Here is a 21,604-nt window from a genome sequence, read left to right on the forward strand (position 1 = left end):
GGATTTCGCTTTGGCCTAAAGCGCGAGTGCCTCGCGAATGGCGGCGTCGACCGCCTGGTGGTCTTCCGGGAACAAGCCGAACGTGGTGAGGTGGCCCGACGTGCTGGTGATCTCCCGGTACTGGGCGCCGGGGATGCGCTGCGCGTCGATGACGCAGTCCTGCGGCGGAAACATCACGTCACCGTTGAACGCGGCGATATATGTTTTCGCCGTGATCTTGCCGAGCGCCGCCGCCATGTCACCCGTTCCGCCGCTGGGATCGGCGAGCAGTGCCTTGCGCGCCTGGATCAGCAGGTTGTTGGGATCCTGGCCGATCATGAAGCCCTCGAAGAAGCCGCGAACGAAGTCCTGGACCGAGCCGAAGCCGAGGCGCTGGAGGATATCGCCGTGGTAGTAGGAGAGGGGAGGCAGGGTCAGCGCCATGCAGTGCCCCTGTCGGCGCAGCCCGGCCTGCACATCCGTCGCCTGGGCATAAAAGCCGTTGTTCCAGGCCGGATCAGTGACGATCGGCTCTTCGATCACCGTGCGCAGCCAGTGCAGCGTCCACGGCGAGGGCTGTGGCGCGCCGGCGATCGAGGCCATGCGCTTGACCATCGGTGCGAAGCGCACCGCCCACTCGTAGGTCTGCAGCGCGCCGACCGACCAGCCGAGGACAAGGGCGACCTGCTCGATGCCGAAGTGCTCGGTCAACAGCCGGTGCTGGGCGATGACGTCGTCGGCGATCGTCGTCTGGGGAAAGGCGCCGCGATCGAAGGGGGCGGGGGTATTGGAGGGCGAGGAGGTAAAGCCGTTACCGAACTGGCCCGGCAGGACGATGAAGTACTTGGCCGGATCGAGACCCAGACCGTCGCCGATATAGATCTCGAGCGCCGCGTCGTTGCCGCCGAGGAAGTTGGGAAAGACGACGCAGTTGTCCTTCGCCGCGTTCAGGGTGCCGTGGGTGGTATAGGCCAGCTTGGCGTTGGGAATCGTATAGCCCGACGTCAGCCGGAAATTGCCGAGCTCGAAGGTGTCCATGGCGTTGGCCTCCTTGTTGCGGATCGAACCGCGGAGCGGCGTGCCGGCCGCTTCGCCATCCGGATGCGGATCAGTGCCTGGCTTTGATGAAGTCGGCCGCGCGCTCGCCGATCATCACGATCGTCGTATGTGGATTGCCGCTGGGGATCGTCGGCATCACCGAGCCGTCGGCGATGCGCAGGTTCTCGATGCCGCGCACGCGCAGTTCCGGATCGACCACGGCCATGCGATCAACCCCCATCTTGCACGAGCCGACGAAGTGATAGTAGGAGCCGACGTTTTCCGTCACCCACACCCGAAGCTGGTCATCGGTGACGACGTCGGGGCCGGGGCCGATCTCGACCAGGCCCAGCGGCTGGAAGGCGCGGGTGCGATAGATGTCGCGGCCGATCTTCACCATGGTGACGATGCGATCGATATCGAATGGCTCGGCGCCGTAATTGCAGCTGATGTCCGGCGCGACCGTGGGATCGGCGCTGCGCAGGCGCACATAGCCGCGCGAGAGCGGCTGGACGAGGCCGGGCAGGCTCAAGATCACGTGCGGATCGACGAGCTGGGTGACCGGCGTGATCGGCTGGCCGGTCTGCAAGCGGTTGACGACGTTGGCGAAGAACTGATCGCCGAACGGCGCGCGATGCACGAGGCAGATCTCGAGGTCGGGGACGAGCAGGTTCGGCTGCGATCCCCAGAACAGGCCGACCTCGGTCATGTTGCCGCGCGGATCGGTGCCGGGCTCGGCCATGCGGCCGAACGGGCCGATGACCAGCGGGTGGTCGTGGAAGTTCTCGCCCACGCCCGGCAGGTCGACGACGGTGGAGATGCCGAGCCGGCCCAAGGCTTCGGCGTTGCCGATGCCGGAGAGCTGCAGCAGCTTCGGCGTTTCGATCGCGCCGCCGCAGACGATGACCTCATGGCTGGCGTTCACCTCGACCGGCTGGCCGTTCTCGACGTACTGCACGCCGGTGCAGCGCGTGCCGTCGAGCAGCAGCTTGGTTACGTAGGTGTGGGTCTTGAGGGTGACGTTGCCGCGGGCGAGGGCGGGGCGGAGGTACGAGGTGAGCACGCCGCCGCGCCGCCCGTCCTTGATGTCGACGTGGTGCCAAGCGGCGCCGAAGGGCGTGCGGTTGAAATCCTCGACGACGGGATAGCCGAGCTCGGCGCAGGCGTCGAGGAACACCTGCGAGGTCGGGTTGCCCATGTCCTTGGCGTTGATCACCGTCATCGGCCCGCTCTTGCCGGCGGTCGGATTGGTGTTGTCGAGCTGGTTTTCCGAGCGCTGGAAATACGGCAGGCACTCGTTGAACGACCAGCCGGCGCAGCCGTCGTAGGCCCAGTTGTCGAGATCGGCGGGTCGGGCGCGCACGTGCATCATGTGATAGACGCACGAGCCGCCGCCGGTGGCACGTCCGGCGGCCGAATACACCTGCCGGTTGTTGAGTCCCGGTTGCGGGACACTCTGGTAGGCCCAGTCGATCTCGGTCAGCAGCAACTCGTTCCACCGCCACGGCACCTCGACCGCCTCGGGCAGATCGCCGGTCCCGGCTTCCAATACCAGGATCGACGCCCCGGCCATCTCAGACAGTCGGTAGGCGAGGGTCGAGCCGCCCGCGCCCGAGCCGACAATGACGAAATCGTAAGTGTCTGCCATGGATCGCTCCTTGTCAGCCGCGGCCTTCGGCGTCGCCCGCCGCCCGCGTCATGCGCGCGGCACGGCGGCGGCGCTTAAGCCGTCGTTGTGGCCGCAGTTGTGCCCGTCGTTGCGTAGGTTGCCAGAACCGCACTGATGTCCGCGTCGCTGAGGCTGGGCATCATGTCGACGACGAGATAGTCGAAGTAGTGCCGGCCCCACATCGTCTCCCAAAGCGGGAAGTGGGCATCGAACGCCTCGCCGCGCTTTTCGGCGAGGCGGATTTCCAGGTCCCAGATGACGCGGTCGAACTCCGCTTCGCTGAACGGCAGACCGTAGGCGGCGGCGGTGGCGATGACCTCGTCCTTGCCGAGCCGCTTCAGCGCGTCGAGGACGTCGGCGCGGATGGCGACGGTGCGCAGGAAGGTGATCAGGTTGCGCGCGCTCATGATGCGGCCTCCTGGCGCGTCGCGATCAGCGCGGTCAGCTCGTCGTCCGAGTGCCGGCGGACTTGTTCGACGAGGTAGCCGAGATGATAACGCCCCCACATCCGCCGCCACAGCCGGGCCGAGCCGTCGAACGGATCCCGGTCCTTGGCAAGGATGACGCTGGCCTCGATGCGTCCCGAAACTTCTGCCAGGTCCCAGGCGCTAAAATCGAAGCCGTCGTTCTTGGCGTGAAATACCAGTTCGCTCAGCGTGCGTTGATCGTAGCGGGCGAGAAGGCCCGCATCATCACGCGCGGCGCGAAAGAACGTCAGGACACTTTCCAGCGACATAACCCGCATCTCCCCCTGGCCATCGGTTCAATCAGACAATTCAGGCTGGACGCTTCAGCCGTGCACCGGTTCAGTCGAGCGCCGGCGCCGGCACGCCGGGCACGTACGGCCGCTCGGCCGGGCCGATGATCCAGTTCTCGCGGACGATCATCTCGTGCAGGTAGCGCTCCTCGGTGAACAGCCGGTAGTCGGCGCGAACGATCTGGTGTTCCATCGAGCGGTTGGCGGCGAGCAGCGCGTCGAGGTCATCGAACCAGAGCTGCTCGACGCAGTCGAGTACCGCCTCGCCGACCGAATAGAAGCCATCGACGACGTGGCCCTGGACGTAGCGGCGCAGGCCGGGCACGTGCATGACCTTGGCGGCGTGGGTGCCGAGGCAGTATTCGCGGAATGCCTCGAGCGGCAGGCCCTCGCGGCGCTTGGACAGGAGCAGCAGCTTGACCATCTTGCTGTCGCGCGTCTCGGGTGGCCCGGGCAGGAGGACATGGGCGTAAGTATCGAGCCCCCGCGTCAGCCAGAAGGCCGCCCAGTTGGGCTCGTCCGCCCGCGCTCCCAGCAGAAACTCCGGCGTCTGCAGTGAGGCGAGCTGTTCTTCGACATTGGCGAGCCAGATCTCGGCGACGCCGCTCCACATCGGCTCGCCGCTCTCCCCCGGTAGCGGAATGCGGGTATCGACCAGGTAGCGGCGGATCTGCGGGATGCGGCTGGCATAGCGCACGGCGTGGATTTCCACCCAGTAGCGCTGGAACGCCTCTTCCGACATGCCCGGCCGCGGGTGGGCGAAGATGAACTGATGGATCATGACGATTGCCCTCTTTGCGTCGCACTCTGAGCCAAGGATGTCCCGTGATCAGGCGGTTGCGACCGCGGCGTCAGCGACGGTGCTCCGCGCGCTGCGGATCATGTCGGCCGCCTTCTCGGCGATCATCATGATCGCAGCGTTGGGGTTGCCGTTGACCAGCTTGGGCATCGCCGCGGCATCGGCGATGCGCAGGCCCTCGATGCCCCGCACGCGAAGCTGTCCATCGACCACCGCCGCGGCGTCGGTGCCCATCTTGCAGGTGCCGATCGGATGCCAGACGGTCGAGCAGACGCGGCGGATATAGGTTCGCAGATCCTCCGAGTTGGTGATCGCGTCGCCGGGAGCGAGCTCGCGGCCGCGCAGACCGTCGAAGGCGCTGGTGTGCACCATTTCGCGGGCATAGCGGATGCCGTACTCGAACACGGCAACGTCCTCGTCCCGGCTGAGGTAGCAGGGATCGACGACGGCGTTGGCGGCGGGATCTGCCGAAGCGAGGCTGACCGTCCCGCGGCTGAGCGGCTGGGAGACGATCGGCGCGAAGGTAAAGCCGGGTCCGTCCGTCCGGTATTCGTCGGCGACGAACTGGACGGGGCCGAAGAAGTACTGCAGGTCCGGCGACGTCTGCTCCGCGCTTGTTCGCGTCCAGTGGAAGAGGCCGGCCTCGGCCAGCATCTCCGGTGGATCGAGCGGCGCGAGGCTCTCATAACCAACCCCGAGCAGCATGTGGTCCTGCAGGTTCTGGCCGACACCGGGCAGGTCTGCGATCACCCGGATGCCGTGGCGCTTGAGTTGCTCGGCGGGACCGAGGCCGGAGAGCATCATCAGCTTCGGTGTCTCGAAGGCGCCGGCGCAAAGGATCACCTCGCGCTCGGCCCCGAGGGTGACGACGCCGTTTGGTCCGGCATATTCGACGCCGCGCGCCCGTCCGTTCTCGACGATCAGCCGGGTTACACGCACGCCGGTCAGCAGCTGGAAACCCTCGCGTCCGATCAGCGGACGGATGAACGCCGAGGCGGCGGTGGCCCTGACGCCCGCGGTCGTGCGCGTCGACTGGTAAAAGCCCGCGCCCGCCTCCTGCGCCGCGCCGTTGAAGTCATTGTAGGTCTGGCCGGCTCCCAGCGTCGCCGCCGCCTCGATGAAGGCGTGGCCGACGGCCGACGGCGTCCGGTAGTCGATGATCGGCAGAGGCCCGCGATCACCGTGATAGGGCGAGGCCGGGCCATGGTAGCGCTCGGATTTCTTGAAGTAGTGCAGGACCTCGTCGTAGCTCCAGCCGCGATTGCCCAGCGCGCTCCAGGTATCGAAATCGCGCCGGTTGCCGCGGATGTAGATCATGGCGTTGACCGCGCTACAGCCGCCCAGCACCTTGCCACGGGCGATCTCGATGCTGCGCCCGCCGAGCCCCTCCTGCGGCGTCGTGGTGTAGCCCCAGTTCTCGGCACCCTGCGGCGCCCACAGACTGAACATGGCGTTCATATCGCGGGCGTAGATCGCCGGATTGGTATCCATGCCGCCGAATTCGAGCAAGGTTACCTGTGCGCCCGGTTCCTCGGCCAGGCGGGCGGCGACGATGCAGCCGGCGGTTCCGGCTCCGATCACGATGTAATCGACGCGGCCGTTGGACATCTCGACTCCTCGATGCACTCAGATTCAGACGTTGAGGTTCAGACGGTCCGGGCTCCGTGCCGGTTCAGGACATCGGATGCCGCTTCAAAAACGCGTAGATGCCTTCGCCGACGGCAAGCGGGTTCATGCTCTGCATGCCATGGGTGGCGTTCATGATCGCGCAACGCTCGGCCTGCGGCAGCCAGCTCATCAAGAACCGCTGGGTTTCGCGAAAGCCGGGCATCGCCGCTTCGCTGTCCAGGCCCATCGCCGCGAGGATCGGCATCTGCGGCTTGCGCGAGACCATGCTGTCGGCCTGCGACATGCGGAAACCCCAGTTGTTGATCGCCGCGAAGTCGACGTTGAACGTCGTGTCCACGCACGCCTCGACTCGTTGCCAGACGTCGAGCGGATTGGTCATGTCGACGGAGCCGAGGAAGCTCGGGCCGCAGACGAGTTCCATGTAGCGCTGGGCGGCGCGCAGCTTTTCGCCAGCGTTGTAGAACACCATAGCCTGATTGTAGGCGTCGATGTTCGCCTGCACCGCCGCGGGTTCCTCGCGCGGCAGATACGGCTCGAGCAGGATCGCCGAGTGCGCCCGTTCGGGATACGAGAGCAGGAACTGAAAGGCGATGACGCCGCCGAAGGAGAAGGCGAGGATGTGCGCCTTGGCGATGCCGAGGTGATCGAGCATCTGTTTGACGTGCTCGGCGCCCTCTTCGATGCTGAGCGCGCTCTTTTCCAGAGTGCTGCCGTTATATCCGGCGCGGTAGTAGGTGATGAGCTGGTAGTCCTCGAACAGCGGCGGATAGAAACGCAACGGCGTAATCAGGCTGTCCGCGATGCTGGTGCCGTGAATGCAGAAGACGGGCTCGCCCTCACCCAGCACGGTATAACGCAGATCGGCGTTGTTCACCTTGGCTCGCCGATCGAGCTCGACGTTCCACTCCCGGCCGTTATAGAGCGTGTTCGTATGCATGACCTGCTCCTCCGGCGCGGCGCCGGCATCGGGCTGATTGCCGCTCCGATGCGCTACCGCTTTTCGATGCGATGGGTTTTGTCTCTCTGCCTGAGTGTTTTGCCTTTTACGGTGCGCGGGCTTAGCGCGGCACGCCGTCCTCCAAGGTCAGCTCGATCAGGAACGGGCCGTCGTGATCGAGCATGGCACGGATCGCCCCCGGAACCGTGTCCGGGGTGGATACGCGCACGCCCGGAACGCCGAGGCCGGCGGCAATGGCGACGTAGTCGATGCCCGGCTCATGGATGTCGAATGGCGGCGGAAAGTTCGGCGGATTGACCGCGCGGTCGTGCCAGTAGGCGACGAGGTTCTGCTTCAGCAGGCGATAGCTGCGGTTGTTGCAGACGACAAACTTGGCGCCGATGCGGTAGTGCGCCGCAGTCCACAGCGCCTGATAGGTATACATCGCCCCGCCGTCGCCGGTGAAGCCGACGACCGTGCGCTGGGGATGGGCCAGCTTGAGACCGACCGCACCGGGGATGCCGACACCGAGGGTGCCGCCGGGCGTATAGAAGAAGCTTCCGGGCTCGTCCGGCCGCCAGTAGCGCTGCAGTTCGGGTGAATGAGTGAGCGCCTCGTCGAAGACGATCGCGTCCTTCGGCAGCGCTGCGGCCAGCGGTTCAGCGAAGGCGGCCATGTACATCGGGCTGGCATCGCGCCGCGCCCGGTCCTGCTCCACGGCGCGGGCGTGCGCCTCCTCCTTAGCCTTGGCCGCCACCGCGATGCGATCTTTCGCCGCCGCCTTCTGCGCGTCGGTCATGCACGCGCTGAGCGCCGCGGCGAGCTGGCCGAGCGTCAGCTTCGGATCGGCGACGAGGCCCATGGTCACCGGATGGTTCTTGGCGATCGCGTGCGTATCGAGATCGACGTGGACGATCTTTGCATCGGCGCGGAAGGGATTGGTGACGAGGGGGAAGACGTCGGAAAAGACATAGGTGCCGCAGATGACAACGGCATCGGCGTTTTCGACGATCCGCCCGCTCGACGTGCCGAACATGTGCCCCATGCTGCCGGCATCGAGCGGATGCGAGTGCGGCATCATCAGTTCCGAGGCCATCGAGCCCCAGACGGGAGCGCCCATGGTTTCGGCGAGGCAGACAAGTTCGCCCTGGGCGCGCGCGTGGGAGACGCCGTCGCCGATGATGATCAGCGGGTGTTCGGCGCCGGACAGGAGTGCCGCAGCATCGGCGATCAGCGCCGGATCAGGGGCTGATCGCGTTTCCAGCAGGGTCGTGGGGATCACCGGTTCGTCATTCGCGGCATCCAGCACGTCTTGCGGAATCGACATGAACACAGGACCCCAGGGCGGGGTGGCGGCGATCTTGTAGCAGCGGCGGAACAACCGCAGCAGGCTGGACGAATGGGTGGCACGCGCCGCGTACTTGGTTACCGGGCGGGTCATGCCGACGAGGTCAACCCACATGTGCGCTTCCAGCGGATCGAACTCGGCGCCGGACTCGCCCGATATCACCACCATCGGCGTCTTGCGTCGCCAGGCGTGATAGATGCTGCCGATGGCGTTACCGGTCCCGACACTACAGTGAAGCTGGACGATCGCCGGTTTCTGCGTCGCCTGGGCATAGCCGTCGGCAAGGCAGATCGTCGCCGCCTCCTGCAGGCCCAAGATATACTGGAGCTCGGGAAACCGGGAGATTTCGTCGAGCAGGCCTTCCTCGCTCGATCCTGGATTGCCGAATAGATAAGTCACGCCCTCGGCGTGGATCTGCTCCAAGAGCTTGCGGTGCCCGTTTGCGCTCGTCATGGCGCTCGCTCCTGTCTCCGCGTGGACGATGGACCACCCCGCGAGCGGGGGTGGCCGGTGATCGTATACCGGGTGATCGCAGGCCAGTGATCGCAGGCCGGTAATCGCCTGGCGATAGGTCGCATGCCTGTGCTCACCGACCGGCGGGTCAGCGTTACCAGCCCCAGCGGCGCAGCGGCGGATTGCCGTCCAGGACCTCGATCATCTTCTGTCCGGTCAGGATGCTATCCGGTGTCGAGCGTCCGGTGATGAACGGATAATCGACGATGACGCTCGTCGGATGACCGAAGTTGCCGTGGTAGGCGCCACCGGGCGCGGTCGCGTCGCGCAGGATGAACTCAAGCGCGTAAGGTGGCGGACCCATGTTGAAATCGAGGAACTGGCCGCGTGCCTGCACGAAAGCGGTGCCGTCCTGGTAGTCGTATTCCAGGCAATGGCCGGTGACGTGCTTGCCGCGGATAATGCTCTCGCGCATGTTCATATCGCGGGCGAAGGCGAGGCAGGCGACGCCATAACACTCGGCGCCGATCGGCTTGCCGGCGGCGAGGAATGCCAGGATCAGGTCATGAACCCGCTGGTTGTTGACGAGGTCGACCACCGGCCCCGAGCCGCCGACGATCAGCATCGCGTCGTATTTCTCGATTCCGCGCTCGGCATCGACCCTGAGGCGGTTGTACGCCTCTAGGCCGCGCACGAAGGTGGGCGCGGCGAAGTAGGGCCGCTGCGGGAACCAGTCGGCAAGACTAATGGGATTTTCCAGCCGCTTGCCCTGAACCGTCGACGGATCGTCCATCTCGATGACGCGCGCCGCCATGCTGTCGGACGTCACCGGGCGCTGAAGCGGTGGATCGAAGAAGGTCGGGTCCCAGCTCACCGGGATGGCGTTCGGCCGGCGTCCGTTGGGGGTGCAGAAGTCGACCTTGTAACCGACCTTGTCGAACTCGCCGAGCGGACCGACCAGCTCTTCGCCCCAGTAGCCCCATTCCGAAAGGACGATGAGAATGCGGCGCTCGCCAGGCGTAACACGCACGGCCGGCGGAGGATCGGACTGGACGGCCGCCGGCGGATTGACGATCAGATCCTTGATCGCATCGACGAGTGCGTCCGAGGCGTGCCAGCCGGGGTTGGTCACCAAGTCGCGGTCGATCACCACCTGGTAGGCTTGCGGCGTGCCGGCGGGGCAGGGGGTGTAGATGGCGCCGGCGTTGATCACGTCGGCGAGGACGACGGGATTGCAGATCACCTTGCGTCCGGCGAGCAGGTCGGGCGAGGGAGTGAGCAGCCACAGGGCGTGGCAGGGCGCCCCCTTGATGATCTTCGGATTTTGCATCGCCCGGCGGAAGAAGCGCGCCGCCGGCGCGTTGCGTGCCACCTCGGCGGCGTTGCCGGTGGTGATCTCGCGCTCCGAGTAGCGCAGGCGCACGGTCGTATAATTCGCTGCGGCGACGACGGCGGCATAGTCGTCGAGGTTGACCGCATCGACGTCCTTGGTGACCTCCAGCCATTCCGGCTGATCGATGACGCCCGGCTCGACCGTGCTGTAAAAGCGCTGAGAGGGCTGGCCCCACAGGCGCGATACCAGATCGACGGTGGCGCCGTAGCTGGCGAACCGCTCCTGATAAATCTTGATCTCGCCGGGAATGTACTGGGCTTCAACCAGTACGGCGACCTTCTTGCCGGCAAGGGGTTTATCGGTCATGTCCTGCCTCTTGCGTATTGCGTCTGAGCGTCTTTGCGAGCCGCATCGGCGTTAGGTCGTCGACGAGCCCAGTCCCTTGAACGAAACGGCAAGTTCGATCATGCCGTCGGTCGATGGCGTCAGACCGGTGAGCGGAATCTGGAAGTTGTTGACGTCTGCGGGCTTGCGGGCGTCGGTCACATCCAGACCATTGGCGCGGATACGGCAGATCTCGACCTTGCCGGGAGGCATGAAGTCCGGCAGCACGTTGATCGAAGTCAGATTGGGATTGGGGATCACCTTGAAATAGAGGCAGAAGCTGTTGTCGCTGCCCCCGCCGGCGGAGACGAAGGCACGGGTGTAGACGTGGGCGAGGTAGGCGAGCTCGAAGGCGTGATAGCCGATGGCGTGGCTGCTCTTCATGCCGTACTGGCCGTCGATGATCGGCAGGCCGTCCGGCGTGGTGCGGAAATAGTAGCCCTGCCGTTCGCGATCGAGAAAGAACAGGTTCCAGAATGTCTGACTTTCGCGCGCCAGCTCCAGGTATTGCTTATCGTTGGTCGTGGCGCCATGCAGGATGAGGTAGGCGAGGATGCCCTGCTCTTGCTGCCAGAAATCTTTGGTGGCACCCAATGCGAACTGGGTCGGCATGCCGCCGGTCGGCTCGCGGTAGACGCAGTCGAAGATGCCGCCGCGGATCTTGTCGAGGCCGACCTCGCCCATGCGGTCGGCGAGGCGCCGGGCGACGTCGAGGCACGTCTGCGAGCGCTTGTCGTAGCCGGTGGCATCGTTGCCGCGCCCGCCGTCGCGCGCCCGCTTCGCCTGGAGCTGGAAATAATAGGCGCAGCGCGTCAGGTTCCAGGCGATCTTCAGGTTGTGGCCGACCACCGCCCGGTTCTGCTGCCAGCGGTAGTCATGGATCGGCGTCCAGTCGGCATGGAAGCGCTCGTTGACGTAGTCGGATTGCGGATCGGGGAACTTCTCGCAAATCAGCGACGACGTTTCCTCGAGGATGCCGATGCACCTCTTGAACAGTTCTTCCAGCATCCCGCGGGCTGATCCCTGCGGCAGCGGATCGAGGGTCAGGATCAGGTTGACCATGTAGGCGGGAATATGGTCGCCGACCGAGTTCCAGTTCTTCTGGGCACAGTTGTCGCCCATCGATGGGTCGTCGGGACGCATCGTCGCCGGATCGAGGTGCGAATAGTAGCCGCCGGTGCCGGCGAAGCCTTTCTCGGTCGCTGCCGGCGGATCCCAGTAGTAGGCTTGGAAGCTGTTCACCGTGCGGCGGATGTCTTCCAGCACCTCCCAGTCCTGGGTAATGCGGTAGTACTGGGTAAGGCCGGCGAGGGCATAAATTTGCTCATAGAGCGGAATAGTGCCGACGTCGTCGGGCCCGTGCGAGGCGAAGAGCAGCGTCTCGCCCTTCTCGCCTTCCTGATTGCGTCGGCGGCCGTAGGCCCAGAAGCAGTATTCGCCGTCGTGGCTCAGACTGCGGAAGGCTTCGCGAATGTAGTTCATCGCCGCCTTCGCTGCCAGGAAGTAGCGTTCGGCGCCGGTCATCAGGTATGCGGAGGAGAGATCGTAAAGGAGGCGGGAAAGTACCGCGCATTCCTGCACCGTATCGTCGGTGTGTTGACCGAGGATATTAAGGTTGGTGCGATAGAACTTGGAAAAATCATCGATGGTGTAGCTGCGTCGCGCATCGAACAGGTGATCGAGGATGCGATCGGCCATTTGTGTGACCTGCGACAGCCACCAGTGTGTCTCTTCGAAGAGATAGCGCTGCGGATCGGAGTGCAGCAGATAGACCGTCCGCGCTTCGAAGCGCGAATGCCCGCCGTTCTCCTGATAGACACCGCCGACCGACACCGGACGTCCGACAACGGCGTATTTCTGCAATTGGAAGACGACGGAGTTATCTCGAGAGACCCCCTCGGGGTCTGGAACCCGGTCCCGACCCTGCTGGTCGAGGTTGGTCATGACCGTATAGTAGGTCTCCGAGCCGACGAAGGCCTCAAAGACATCACCACTACGGGCCTTGACGGAGAACGACGGCTTTCCCGTATCGATCGCGATGACGGTACCGGCGATGGTCAGCGATTGATAAAAGCTGCTCAGCGACATAGGAAATGCCACCTCCCCACGGCAGACGTTTACCGGTCGTAGAGAAACGACCGCACGAAGATTGAAGGAATTCTACACTACCGCCCAAGACCAATGTGCGTTCTATAGGCGCACACGATTTCGTGATTATTTGCTCGATAGATAAATCGCGCAGAAGATTAGAGATTTCTTAATCTCTATGGCGCGAATTATACCTAACATCGACAGAGATTGCAAGCCTCGGTGCCCCAAAACGGTTGCAAATGCCGTCAGGCTGACCGACCATGGGTTTCGCCTTCGGTGTTCCGGGAAAGGCATCGCGCCGCAGAGCCAGACTTTCGCTGATGGGCAGGATTCGCTTTCCACCGACGCGCATGGCAGGGTTCTCCGCAAATGGTCCGGGATGGTGCGAGGCGATGTCCGACTGGCCGGCGCCTCCGCTACCGCGATCCCGCATGTCTCTGACGCCGGTTACACTGCCTGTGAAGCGTGTCTGGGGCGTGTCACGGCGGCGGCTTTCTTGTTTCAATTATTTCCGGCGTTCGGTATCGCCTCGCCGGCGGCGTGCGATTCGCTGCGTGTCGAACGTCGCGCGGCAGACGGTGTACCGGGAGATGCAGCAGGGGATGCAGGGCGGGAAGCGTCGGAATCGACGCCCCCGTCGGCGGCATGCGAGGCAGCGTTTTCGCTCGGTACGGGACTGAACGGTGGCGCCCGGTACTTTCCCGGCCGCATGCGCTGTTCCAGCCGGCGGACGAGTTCGCCCATCACCGCTCGATAAAGATCATCGCGTAGCACAGCGTCCTCGATGCCGGTATCGATGTTCGGGTTGTCATTGATTTCGACGACGAAAACCCCCCGTTCGGTTTGCTTCAGATCGACGCCGTAAAGGCCTGGGCCGATGAGGCTCGCGGCACGGGTGGCGATGTCGATGACCTTCGGCGGGGCGGCATCGATGGCAAGGGTCCGGCACGAGCCCGCTTCGGGTTCTTCTCCGGCGGTGCCGTGCTTGACGATCTGCCAGTGGTCGCGAGCCATGAAGTACTGGCAGACGTAGAGCGGCTTGCGATCGAGCACCCCCACCCGCCAGTCGAACGGCGTTTCCATGTATTCCTGAGCGATGATCAGGTCGGTGTCCTTGAACATCTGCTCGGCGATGGCGGCCAGCTGCGCTGCGTCGGCGGCTTTGAAGACGCCGCGGGAGAACGAGCCGTCGGGGATCTTGATCACCGCGGGAAAGCCCAGCTCACGCTCGATGCGACCTATTCGCCGTCGATCGAGGATCAGCGTGCGCGGGCAGGGCACTTCGTGCGCCTGCAGCAGTTCGGCGAGATAGATCTTGTTGGTGCAGGTCAGGATCGAGCGCGGATCGTCGATCACCGGCATACCCTCGGATTCCGCCTTCTTGGCGAAACGATAGGTGTGGTTATCGAGGGCCGTCGTCTCGCGGATGAACAGAGCATCGAATTCCAGAAGGCGGTCGTAGTCGGCGCGGGTGATCAGTTCGACGTCGCAGCCGAGCTGGGCGCCGGCGCGCACGAACCGTTCGAGCGCCTTCGGGCTCGATGGCGGCAGCTTCTCCTTTGGATCGTGCAGGATGGCGATCGACCAGCGGGCTGGTACCGCCGTCTTCTGCTTGCGCCAGCTCGTCCGCGTGTAGCGGTCGAAAGCCTCGGCGAACAGCGGGCTCTGATCGGCGGGAACGTCGCGAATGGAGATGGGTTCGATCGATTCGATCGTCCAGCCGTTCTTGTACTTCAGATCGACGCTCAAGAGCGGACAGCGGAACAGCTCGAAGATGCGGCGCGCGGCGACGGTCAGGCGGCCGTCGTCCGGAATGCCGAAGAAAATCGTCGCCCTGATCGGTGCAGCCGCGTCCGGCGGCGCTTGAAACGTGCGGCGGACAAGTTCGTTCGCCTCGGGCAACGCAATGCGCAACAGGCGCTTCCAGTGCAGGTCGAGCACGACCTCGACGGAGGGAATCACCTTGTGGCCGCGCGCTTCGGCGAGCAGCGAGGCGTAATAGCCGAGACTGAGATAGCCGAGATCGCCGCAAAGGTTGACCACGCGGGCAGAGGCCGGCAGGCGACGGGCGCCTTCGCTGACGAAATCCTTCGCCGTCGTCACGAAACGGTTCGGCGCCGGCCACGGAAAGTCGGAGCGACGATCGACGACGATCACGTGCAAGGGCATCAGATCCGCTCCTTGCCGATCACCAGCGCGGCCTGCTGCTGCGTTTTTCCGTAACGGGCCATCTTACTGAAATCACTTTGCAAAACAGGGATTTGCATGCAGTCCGTGGGAGTCTTGTCGAGGTCTTCGTCGACGTTGGGGTCGTGCAGATAGACGTAGGTTTCATCGAAGCCCGTCACCACCACCCAGTGAGGCTGCTTGGCGCGATCGAAGCGATACGAGCTGATCAGTACCACGGGAATCTTGCCGTCTTCGCAACTCCGCCGCATCGCCGTCAAAGACAGCGGTCGCAGGACGATGGTGACGCCGCTCGTGGCCAATTGCTCGCGAAAATCCGCCTGCACCAGGCGAATCACTTCGCGCTTGCGCTGGCTGCGGACGGAATCGACGAACAGGACACCGCGGTCGCTGAGGTGAAGCTCAACGGAAAACCCCCGTCGCTGCGCCGCGAGAGCGAGCCCTTCCGGACTGCAGCCGCCGAGACCGGAGGTCATGAACACGGTGGTCGATTCCCGCCACAGGCGAATTTCCGTCGTCTGGTCGAACGGCACGCCAGGATCGAGGGCGCGCATCGCCATCAGTACCGCCGCCGGCCCGCAGGTGAAATCGAGCGTCTGCGGATAGTACGGAACGCGAATCAGGCTCGGATCGGGCGGCAGGGCGAGGGATTTTTCCATGCGCACGGCGGTGACATCGTCTTCGTAATAATGCGGTTGCATGCCGAAGACGCGAAAGCCGTGCGCCCGGTAGAAGGCTTGGTTGACCGTCGAGTCGGCGCGCACCTCGAGGCGCATGTAGGCGGCTGCGTGGTCGCGCGCCACCCGCTCAGCCTCGATGAGGAGGGCGGCGCCCACCCCCTGCCGATGACATGCCGGGTCGACAGCGATCGAGTAGAGTCGCGCGAGCGAAGTGCCGCGATTGAACAGAATGATGGCGTAGCCGCGCACGGCCCCCGCATCCGTTTGCTCGACGAGCGTCTCGGCGTTCGCCTTCGACAACAGATAGCGGAATGCCCGCCGCGAGATGCGGTCGGAGACAAAGGCCCGGTTCTCGATGTCGATGAGCGCCGGAAGATCATCGGCGGTCGCGGAGCGGATCATGACCCCGCTGTTCTGGACGTTCCGTGCCCGCCTGTCGAGCGCCGTTCACTCCACTGTCGATGCGGACGTCGACTTTGACCTGATCCGACCACATAACAGCCGGAACAGCGCGGGCAGGGGGTGCAACATCACAGACGCCGGGACTGGTCGTGGTATAACGACCAAGGTTCCCGGTCGGGCATACACACCATCCCGCCTCGAGGGGGGGCCTCGGAGGAGCCAGCGCACAAAAGCCCCACTTGCCCCGATCAGGACAGCCGAATGGGATTCACACCACTACGCTCGTGCCACAACCGGCAGCACGAAGGAAAATCATGACGTTACCGCGTAGAATGTCGCTAAAGATGGTTATTGTGTGTCTTATCGCGAGTCTGCTTTTTGGCGGAACCGGCGTCGAGACGCACGCCGCGAGCGCGCCCTTGCTCAGCGACGGCAACGCGCCAGAGAACGATCATTCCGCCACCGACATCGGCGAATCGCTCAAGCCCGCATTCTCGCCGTTCGTCTCGGTCAAGGGACGGGCACTGATTGCCCCGGACGGGCAGCCGCTGCGGATCAAGGGGATCAACCTTGCAAACTGGCTTGTCCCCGAGGGGTATTTGTTCGATTTCGAGGGTGCGCGCTCGGCCAGGGCGATCACCATGATTCTCAATCAGTTGATGGGAGATCTTGAGACACGTCGGTTCTGGCGACGGTTTCGCGATTCGTACGTCACGCGCGACGACATCCAATTCATCAAGGATAGCGGATTTAACGCGGTGCGGATCCCCTTCAGCTACCGTCTGTTCGTCGGCAGTGGCCTGCCGCCGGCGCTTGAGGGCGTCGGCTACCGCCTGCTTGACCAAGTGATCGGATGGTGCCGCGAGGCGGGGCTTTACGCCATCCTCGATCTGCACGCGGCACCCGGCGGACAGACCGGCTCGGTGATGGATGACAGTTGGGGCTATCCTTATGTCTATGAGGACGCAGCCAGCCAGGATCTGACGGTCCGCCTCTGGCGCGCGCTCGCCGAGCGCTATAAGGGCGAGACGGCGGTGCTTGGTTACGACCTTCTGAACGAGCCGATCGCTGACTACCTGAATGTTGCCGCGCTCAATCCCAAGCTCGAGCCTCTCTTCAAGCGTATCACCGCCGCCATTCGCGAGGTCGATCCGAACCATCTGATCATTATTGAGGGCACCCGTTGGGGCTCGGACTTTTCCGTCTTCGGCCCTCCGTTCGATGACAAGCTGGTCTACAGCTTCCATAAGTACTGGGTCGAACCGACCCCCGATGCCATTCAACCGTACATCGAGTTCCGCAACAAATACGACGTGCCCCTCTTCATGGGGGAGTCCGGCGAGGCCAGCAACGCGTGGATCAAGGCGATGCGCGTGTTGCTCGAGCGTCATGACATCGGCTGGGCATTCTGGCCGTACAAGGGCCTCGATACGTCTGCTGCGGTGGTTTCGGTGTCGCCGAGCGCCGAATGGGAGGCGATTTCGACGTTCGCTGCGCGTCCCGTGGCGACGATCGAGCATGTCCGTGCCCAGCGTCCGGCGCGGGTGGTGATCGCCAAGGCGGTCGAGACTTACCTGAACAACATCAAGTTCGAACACTGCCGGGTGAATAGTGAGTACCTGACCGCGCTCGGCCTCATGCAGGTCGTGGCCGACGTCGGCCTCGAACAGCGCGCGCGGCCGCTCGTCGCACCGCAATGACGTGGCGCCATCGCGATCGCGGCGACGGTGGCGATCTGTCAGCGGGCAAAAGATCTGGGCGGGAACGGAGCGCGATTAGGGTTGGATAGGATCGGCCGGGGCAGGCAAACGATGATCGCCGCGCCCGTCAGCGCCGCCGCGGCCACGAGCGAGGGTATGAGAAACGAGCCGGTGCGGTCGTGAACGAAGCCGGCGAACGCCGGACCGATGATCTGGCCGATGCTGAAGGCGACGGTCACCGCCGCGATCGCCCGCTGGGGATCCTCACCGGCCAGGCTCCGCGCCATCATCAGTCCGATCGCGGTAATTCCCATGAAAGTCCCGCCCAAGAGCAGAGCGGCCAGCACGATGGCGTATGCGCTCGGCCCGAGCACGCTCGCGGCGACGCCCACGGCCTCGGCAAGGCAGGCGAGGGCGAACGCGGCAGGTGCGCCGCAGCATCGCGCGATCCAGCCCCAAAACGCAACGGACGGAACGGCCGCGAGGCCAACGATTCCCCAGACGAGCGGTTCGAGCGCCGCCACTGCCGCCGACGGCGCGGCCCGGACGATAGCGACGAGGAACGTCGCGGTGATGATGTAGCCGATACCGAACAGCCCGTATGCCGCGACCAGCCGGATGAATGGCTTTGCGCCACTGTGCGCCGCGCTGCCAGGGGAAGAGGCTTGCGGCGCGAGCGGCGTACCGGCCGGTAACAGCTGGATGGCGGCGATCGAGGCCGCCGCGGCGAGCGCCGAGGCCGCGAGCCACAGAACGCGCCAGGAGGCGCCGGCCTCGATCAGGGCGGCGATCAGCGCCGCCGAGAGGGTGATGCCGACACCGACACCGGCGAACAGGATGGCGGGAAGCCCCGGGCGAGCGGAGAGGGCTCCGGATCGGGCGAGTTCGTCGAACACAAGGGCCGAGCCGAAGATCAGGATGAACGCGCTTGCCACCCCGCCGGCGAAACGCAAGAGCAGAAACAGCGGCATGCCGTCGCCGGCCGCCATCGCCGCCATGGTGAGCACGTTGACGGCAAGGGCGCCCAGCACCCAGGCCCGACGGGATCGGGACGGTCGCGATCCATGCAGACGTGCTGAGGCAGCGGCAAACGCGCCGCACAGATAGCCGAACAGGTTGACAGAGGCGATGAGCCCGGCGGCGCTGCCGCTCAGCCCGAGCTCACCCGCCATCACCGGAAGAATCGGCGTATAGACAAAGCGGCCGATGCCGAGCCCGGCGGCCAGCGCCAGCATGCCGCCGCCGGCGAGCGCGAGCGGCGCGGTCACTGCGGCGCGGTCGCGGCGAGACTGGGGTGCGTGGCAAACCCGGCGTACCAGGCGGCGAGGCCGTCGTTGCCGGTGCGCCAGTCAATGTCGGGATGCCGGAAGTCGAGATAACCAAGGGCGCAGGCGGCAGCGAAATGACCGAGGCTCACGGCATTGCCCAGATCCTCGACCTCGGTCAGGAGCGTTCCCACGGCGCGGGCGAGCTGACGGCGCCAGCGTCCCGCCATGGTCGGCGAGCGTTCGCTTTCGGGCTTGCGCTTTTCGACGGCAAGCAGGACACCAAGGTCCATGACCCCGTCGGCGAGTGCTTCGGCGCGTCTTACCCGCCAGCCGTTATCGCCAGCGGGAATCAGTTGCGCACCGCCGGCCTGTGGATGGGCGTCGAGGTAGGCGCAGATCACCGGGCTGTCGAACAGCGGCCAGCCGTCATCGGTGACCAAGCAGGGAATGCGGCCAAGCGGATTGGCGGCAACGAGGTCGGTCGGTTCGGCCCACGGATCGGCGGCAACCTCGTCGATGAGCGCAAGCAGCGCCCGCTCTCGCGCGACAATCCTCACCTTGCGCGCATAGGGCGAGGGCGACAAATAATAAAGCAGCATGAGCGAGACGTCTCCGGCTTGACAGACGCATCGAGGCTAGCGCCGTTCCGCGAGCAGGCAAAACGAACAGATCTGATCACGGCGATCTGAAATAGCGATGGAAAGCCGCCTATTCGGCGGCGGCGGCCACGATGCCAGATGCGCGGGCAAGGTTGAGGAAGGCCTCAAGGGCGCTTGACGCGAAACCGTCGCGGCGGCGGACGAACATCGTCTCGACAATGCGCTCGTCCGGCGCGAGCGGGTGCACCGCGAACGGCTTGTCTCTCAGCGTCCGCTCGACCAGCGCCTTCGGCAGCATGGTGATGCCAAGCCCGGCCCCGACACAGGCGAGAATCGACTCCAAGCTGGCGAACTCCAGGTGGCGGATGCCGACGATTCCCCGGTGCGCCAGCAGCGCCTCCAGCGACAGCCGGTAGGAGCAGCCGGCGCGCATGACGATGATGCGCACGCCGGGGCAGGCGAGAGCCGCGGTGAGGGAGGCAACGCCGGGGGCAGTGAGCACGACCAGTTCTTCGCGGAACATGCGTTCCTCGACGAGGTCGGGGTGGTGCACCGGTCCGCAGACGAAGGCGCCTTCGATGCGCTCGCTCAGCACCAGATCGATCAGCTCGCCGCTGGTCCCGGTCTTCAGCGCGACGTCGACCTCGGGAAAGCGGGCGACGTAGACGGAGAGAAACGTCGACAGACGCATCGCCGCCGTCGTCTCCAGCGAGCCGATGACCAGCGGGCCGCGCGGCGTGCCGTCATCATGTGTCGCCCGCCGCGCCTCGTCGAGAAGGCGGGCGACGCGCTGAGCATAGGGGAGCAGCCGCCGCCCGGCCGGTGTGAGCGATACACCACGGTTCGAGCGATAGAAAAGGCTGGTGGCGAGGTCCTGCTCGAGGTGGCGAATTCGCGCGGTGACGTTCGATTGCACGGTGTTCAATTCGCTCGCCGCCCGGCTCATTCCACCGGACCGCGCCACCGCCTCGAAGACCTTGAGGTCCGCCGCATCCATCGCATGCATGCTCCACGCGCAACGGCCGGAAACAGTCGCAGACTTGACATCGTCTCCGGCTTCGCCAATAGGCAGACGCATGAACCCGCATCTTCGCCTCGGCGTCAACATTGACCACGTCGCGACCATCCGCAACGCGCGCGGCGGACGGCACCCGGACCCGGTCCGCGCCGCGTTGCTAGCCGTCCGCGCCGGCGCTGACGGCATTACCGCTCACCTGCGCGAGGACCGCCGGCATATCTCCGACGACGACATCTTCCGGCTGCGCCATGAAGTCCCGGCGCCGCTGAATCTCGAGATGGCGGCGACGGACGATATGTTGCGGATTGCACTCGACCATTGTCCTCACGCCGTCTGCCTCGTGCCCGAGCATCGCCAGGAGCGCACGACCGAAGGCGGGCTCGACGCGGTTGGCGGCGCCGTGCACCTGGCGCCGTTCGTCGGTGCCCTGGCGCGCGCGGGCATTCGGGTGACGCTGTTCGTCGAGCCATCTCTGGCTCAGGTCGAAACCGCCGTGGCGATGGGCGCGCATGCGGTCGAGTTTCACACCGGCGCTTGGTGTCATGCCGGCGCTAACGCGAAAGCGGCGGAGCTCTCCCGCCTTCAATCGGCAGCTAGACACGCGCACGGCTTCGGCATCGAATGCCATGCTGGCCACGGACTTGATTACGAAACGGTCGGGCCGGTCGCGGCAATCACCGAGATCGTCGAGCTGAACATCGGCCATTTTCTGATCGGCGAGGCGATCTTCTGCGGCCTTGAGGAAAGCATCGCGCGGATGCGGGCGGCGATGGACGCGGCGCGGCACGGTGGTGCCGGTCACGGGCCAGGCGGGGTGCGGTGATTATCGGCGTCGGCACTGACCTTCTCGACATTCGCCGGGTGGAACGGACGCTCGAACGCTGGGGTGATCGTTTTTGCCGGCGGGTATTCACCGAGATCGAGCGGCGGCGTTGCGACGGGCACATCCATCGTGCCGCGCGTTACAGCCAGCGCTACGCGGCGAAGGAGGCATGCGCGAAGGCGCTCGGCACCGGCTTTCGCCAGGGCGTTGCCTGGCGCGACATGGAGGTTGACAACCTTGCATCCGGCAAGCCGTTCCTGCGATTGAGCGGCGGCGCGGCCCGGCGGCTTGCCGCCCTGATGCCGGACGGCCACGCCGCGGCGATCGAACTTTCGCTCACCGACGAATACCCGTTCGCCCATGCGATCGTGGTGATCTCGGCGCACACGCATCGATTGCGCGACATCGCAGCGACGATTCCTTGACATCGATGGGCGACGAATGGCTTGATCGCGCTGCACAAGCAGACGTCCCCTGCGGTTCGTCATCATCTCGAACAAAAAGATCGGC

General features: G+C 65.0%; 18 protein-coding genes. 3 read left to right on the forward strand and 15 right to left on the reverse strand.

Annotation, left to right across the window (positions count from 1 at the left end; all coding sequences use genetic code 11):
* Positions 1-15: 15 nt before the first annotated feature.
* The 12 genes from IPK66_10490 to IPK66_10545 form a co-directional block, all read right to left on the reverse strand.
* Positions 16-1,017: an alpha/beta fold hydrolase gene (locus IPK66_10490; protein ID MBK8175664.1), complete on the reverse strand. Its 1,002-nt coding sequence runs from the start codon at positions 1,015-1,017 to the stop codon at positions 16-18.
* 70 nt (positions 1,018-1,087) lie between these two features.
* Positions 1,088-2,665 carry a GMC family oxidoreductase N-terminal domain-containing protein gene (locus IPK66_10495; GenBank protein MBK8175665.1) on the reverse strand — a complete coding sequence of 526 codons (1,578 nt, stop codon included), beginning with the start codon at positions 2,663-2,665 and terminating at the stop codon, positions 1,088-1,090.
* Between the two features lie 74 nt (positions 2,666-2,739).
* Positions 2,740-3,093 carry a hypothetical protein gene (locus IPK66_10500; protein MBK8175666.1) on the reverse strand — a complete coding sequence of 118 codons (354 nt, stop codon included), beginning with the start codon at positions 3,091-3,093 and terminating at the stop codon, positions 2,740-2,742.
* Entirely contained in the window at positions 3,090-3,422 is a 333-nt protein-coding gene (locus tag IPK66_10505) for a Nif11-like leader peptide family natural product precursor (GenBank protein ID MBK8175667.1), read from the reverse strand. Before IPK66_10505 ends, IPK66_10500 begins: the two co-directional genes overlap by 4 nt.
* A 70-nt stretch (positions 3,423-3,492) precedes the next feature.
* Positions 3,493-4,224, reverse strand: coding sequence for an EthD family reductase (locus tag IPK66_10510; protein MBK8175668.1), 732 nt, complete (start codon positions 4,222-4,224; stop codon positions 3,493-3,495).
* Positions 4,225-4,272: 48 nt separating this feature from the next.
* The gene (locus IPK66_10515; GenBank protein ID MBK8175669.1) at positions 4,273-5,850 is read right to left on the reverse strand and encodes a GMC family oxidoreductase N-terminal domain-containing protein; all 1,578 of its coding nucleotides are present in this window, start codon (positions 5,848-5,850) and stop codon (positions 4,273-4,275) included.
* 64 nt (positions 5,851-5,914) lie between these two features.
* Positions 5,915-6,808 carry an alpha/beta hydrolase gene (locus tag IPK66_10520; protein ID MBK8175670.1) on the reverse strand — a complete coding sequence of 298 codons (894 nt, stop codon included), beginning with the start codon at positions 6,806-6,808 and terminating at the stop codon, positions 5,915-5,917.
* Between the two features lie 121 nt (positions 6,809-6,929).
* Entirely contained in the window at positions 6,930-8,609 is a 1,680-nt protein-coding gene (locus IPK66_10525; GenBank protein ID MBK8175671.1) for a thiamine pyrophosphate-binding protein, read from the reverse strand.
* 154 nt (positions 8,610-8,763) lie between these two features.
* Positions 8,764-10,308, reverse strand: coding sequence for a thiamine biosynthesis protein ThiJ (locus IPK66_10530; GenBank protein MBK8175672.1), 1,545 nt, complete (start codon positions 10,306-10,308; stop codon positions 8,764-8,766).
* 51 nt (positions 10,309-10,359) lie between these two features.
* A complete protein-coding gene (locus tag IPK66_10535) occupies positions 10,360-12,414 on the reverse strand; it encodes an AGE family epimerase/isomerase (protein ID MBK8175673.1) in 2,055 nt (684 codons plus the stop codon).
* A 504-nt stretch (positions 12,415-12,918) separates the two neighbouring features.
* Positions 12,919-14,586, reverse strand: a complete 1,668-nt coding sequence (locus tag IPK66_10540) for a RimK family protein (GenBank protein MBK8175674.1) — start codon at positions 14,584-14,586, stop codon at positions 12,919-12,921.
* Entirely contained in the window at positions 14,586-15,686 is a 1,101-nt protein-coding gene (locus IPK66_10545; protein MBK8175675.1) for a GNAT family N-acetyltransferase/peptidase C39 family protein, read from the reverse strand. Before IPK66_10545 ends, IPK66_10540 begins: the two co-directional genes overlap by 1 nt.
* A gap of 353 nt (positions 15,687-16,039) precedes the next feature.
* Here IPK66_10545 and IPK66_10550 point away from each other — a divergent pair, with 353 nt between their 5' ends.
* The gene (locus IPK66_10550; protein ID MBK8175676.1) at positions 16,040-17,386 is read left to right on the forward strand and encodes a glycoside hydrolase family 5 protein; all 1,347 of its coding nucleotides are present in this window, start codon (positions 16,040-16,042) and stop codon (positions 17,384-17,386) included.
* A 38-nt stretch (positions 17,387-17,424) separates the two neighbouring features.
* On the opposite strand, the gene IPK66_10555 is transcribed toward IPK66_10550, so the two are convergent.
* The 3 genes from IPK66_10555 to IPK66_10565 form a co-directional block, all read right to left on the reverse strand.
* The gene (locus IPK66_10555) at positions 17,425-18,621 is read right to left on the reverse strand and encodes a YbfB/YjiJ family MFS transporter (GenBank protein ID MBK8175677.1); all 1,197 of its coding nucleotides are present in this window, start codon (positions 18,619-18,621) and stop codon (positions 17,425-17,427) included.
* 29 nt (positions 18,622-18,650) lie between these two features.
* The gene (locus IPK66_10560) at positions 18,651-19,253 is read right to left on the reverse strand and encodes a glutathione S-transferase N-terminal domain-containing protein (protein MBK8175678.1); all 603 of its coding nucleotides are present in this window, start codon (positions 19,251-19,253) and stop codon (positions 18,651-18,653) included.
* A gap of 109 nt (positions 19,254-19,362) precedes the next feature.
* Positions 19,363-20,250 carry a LysR family transcriptional regulator gene (locus IPK66_10565; protein ID MBK8175679.1) on the reverse strand — a complete coding sequence of 296 codons (888 nt, stop codon included), beginning with the start codon at positions 20,248-20,250 and terminating at the stop codon, positions 19,363-19,365.
* 79 nt (positions 20,251-20,329) lie between these two features.
* On the opposite strand from IPK66_10565, the gene IPK66_10570 reads away from it, so the two are divergent.
* Together IPK66_10570 and IPK66_10575 are read left to right on the forward strand one after the other, a co-directional pair.
* Positions 20,330-21,094 (forward strand): pyridoxine 5'-phosphate synthase, encoded by a 765-nt coding sequence (locus tag IPK66_10570; protein ID MBK8175680.1) that lies wholly within the window; start codon positions 20,330-20,332, stop codon positions 21,092-21,094.
* Positions 21,091-21,519 carry a holo-ACP synthase gene (locus tag IPK66_10575; protein ID MBK8175681.1) on the forward strand — a complete coding sequence of 143 codons (429 nt, stop codon included), beginning with the start codon at positions 21,091-21,093 and terminating at the stop codon, positions 21,517-21,519. Before IPK66_10570 ends, IPK66_10575 begins: the two co-directional genes overlap by 4 nt.
* Positions 21,520-21,604: the final 85 nt, after the last annotated feature.

This window comes from Rhodospirillales bacterium (assembly GCA_016712595.1).
GTDB lineage: Bacteria > Pseudomonadota > Alphaproteobacteria > Rhodospirillales > Defluviicoccaceae > Defluviicoccus.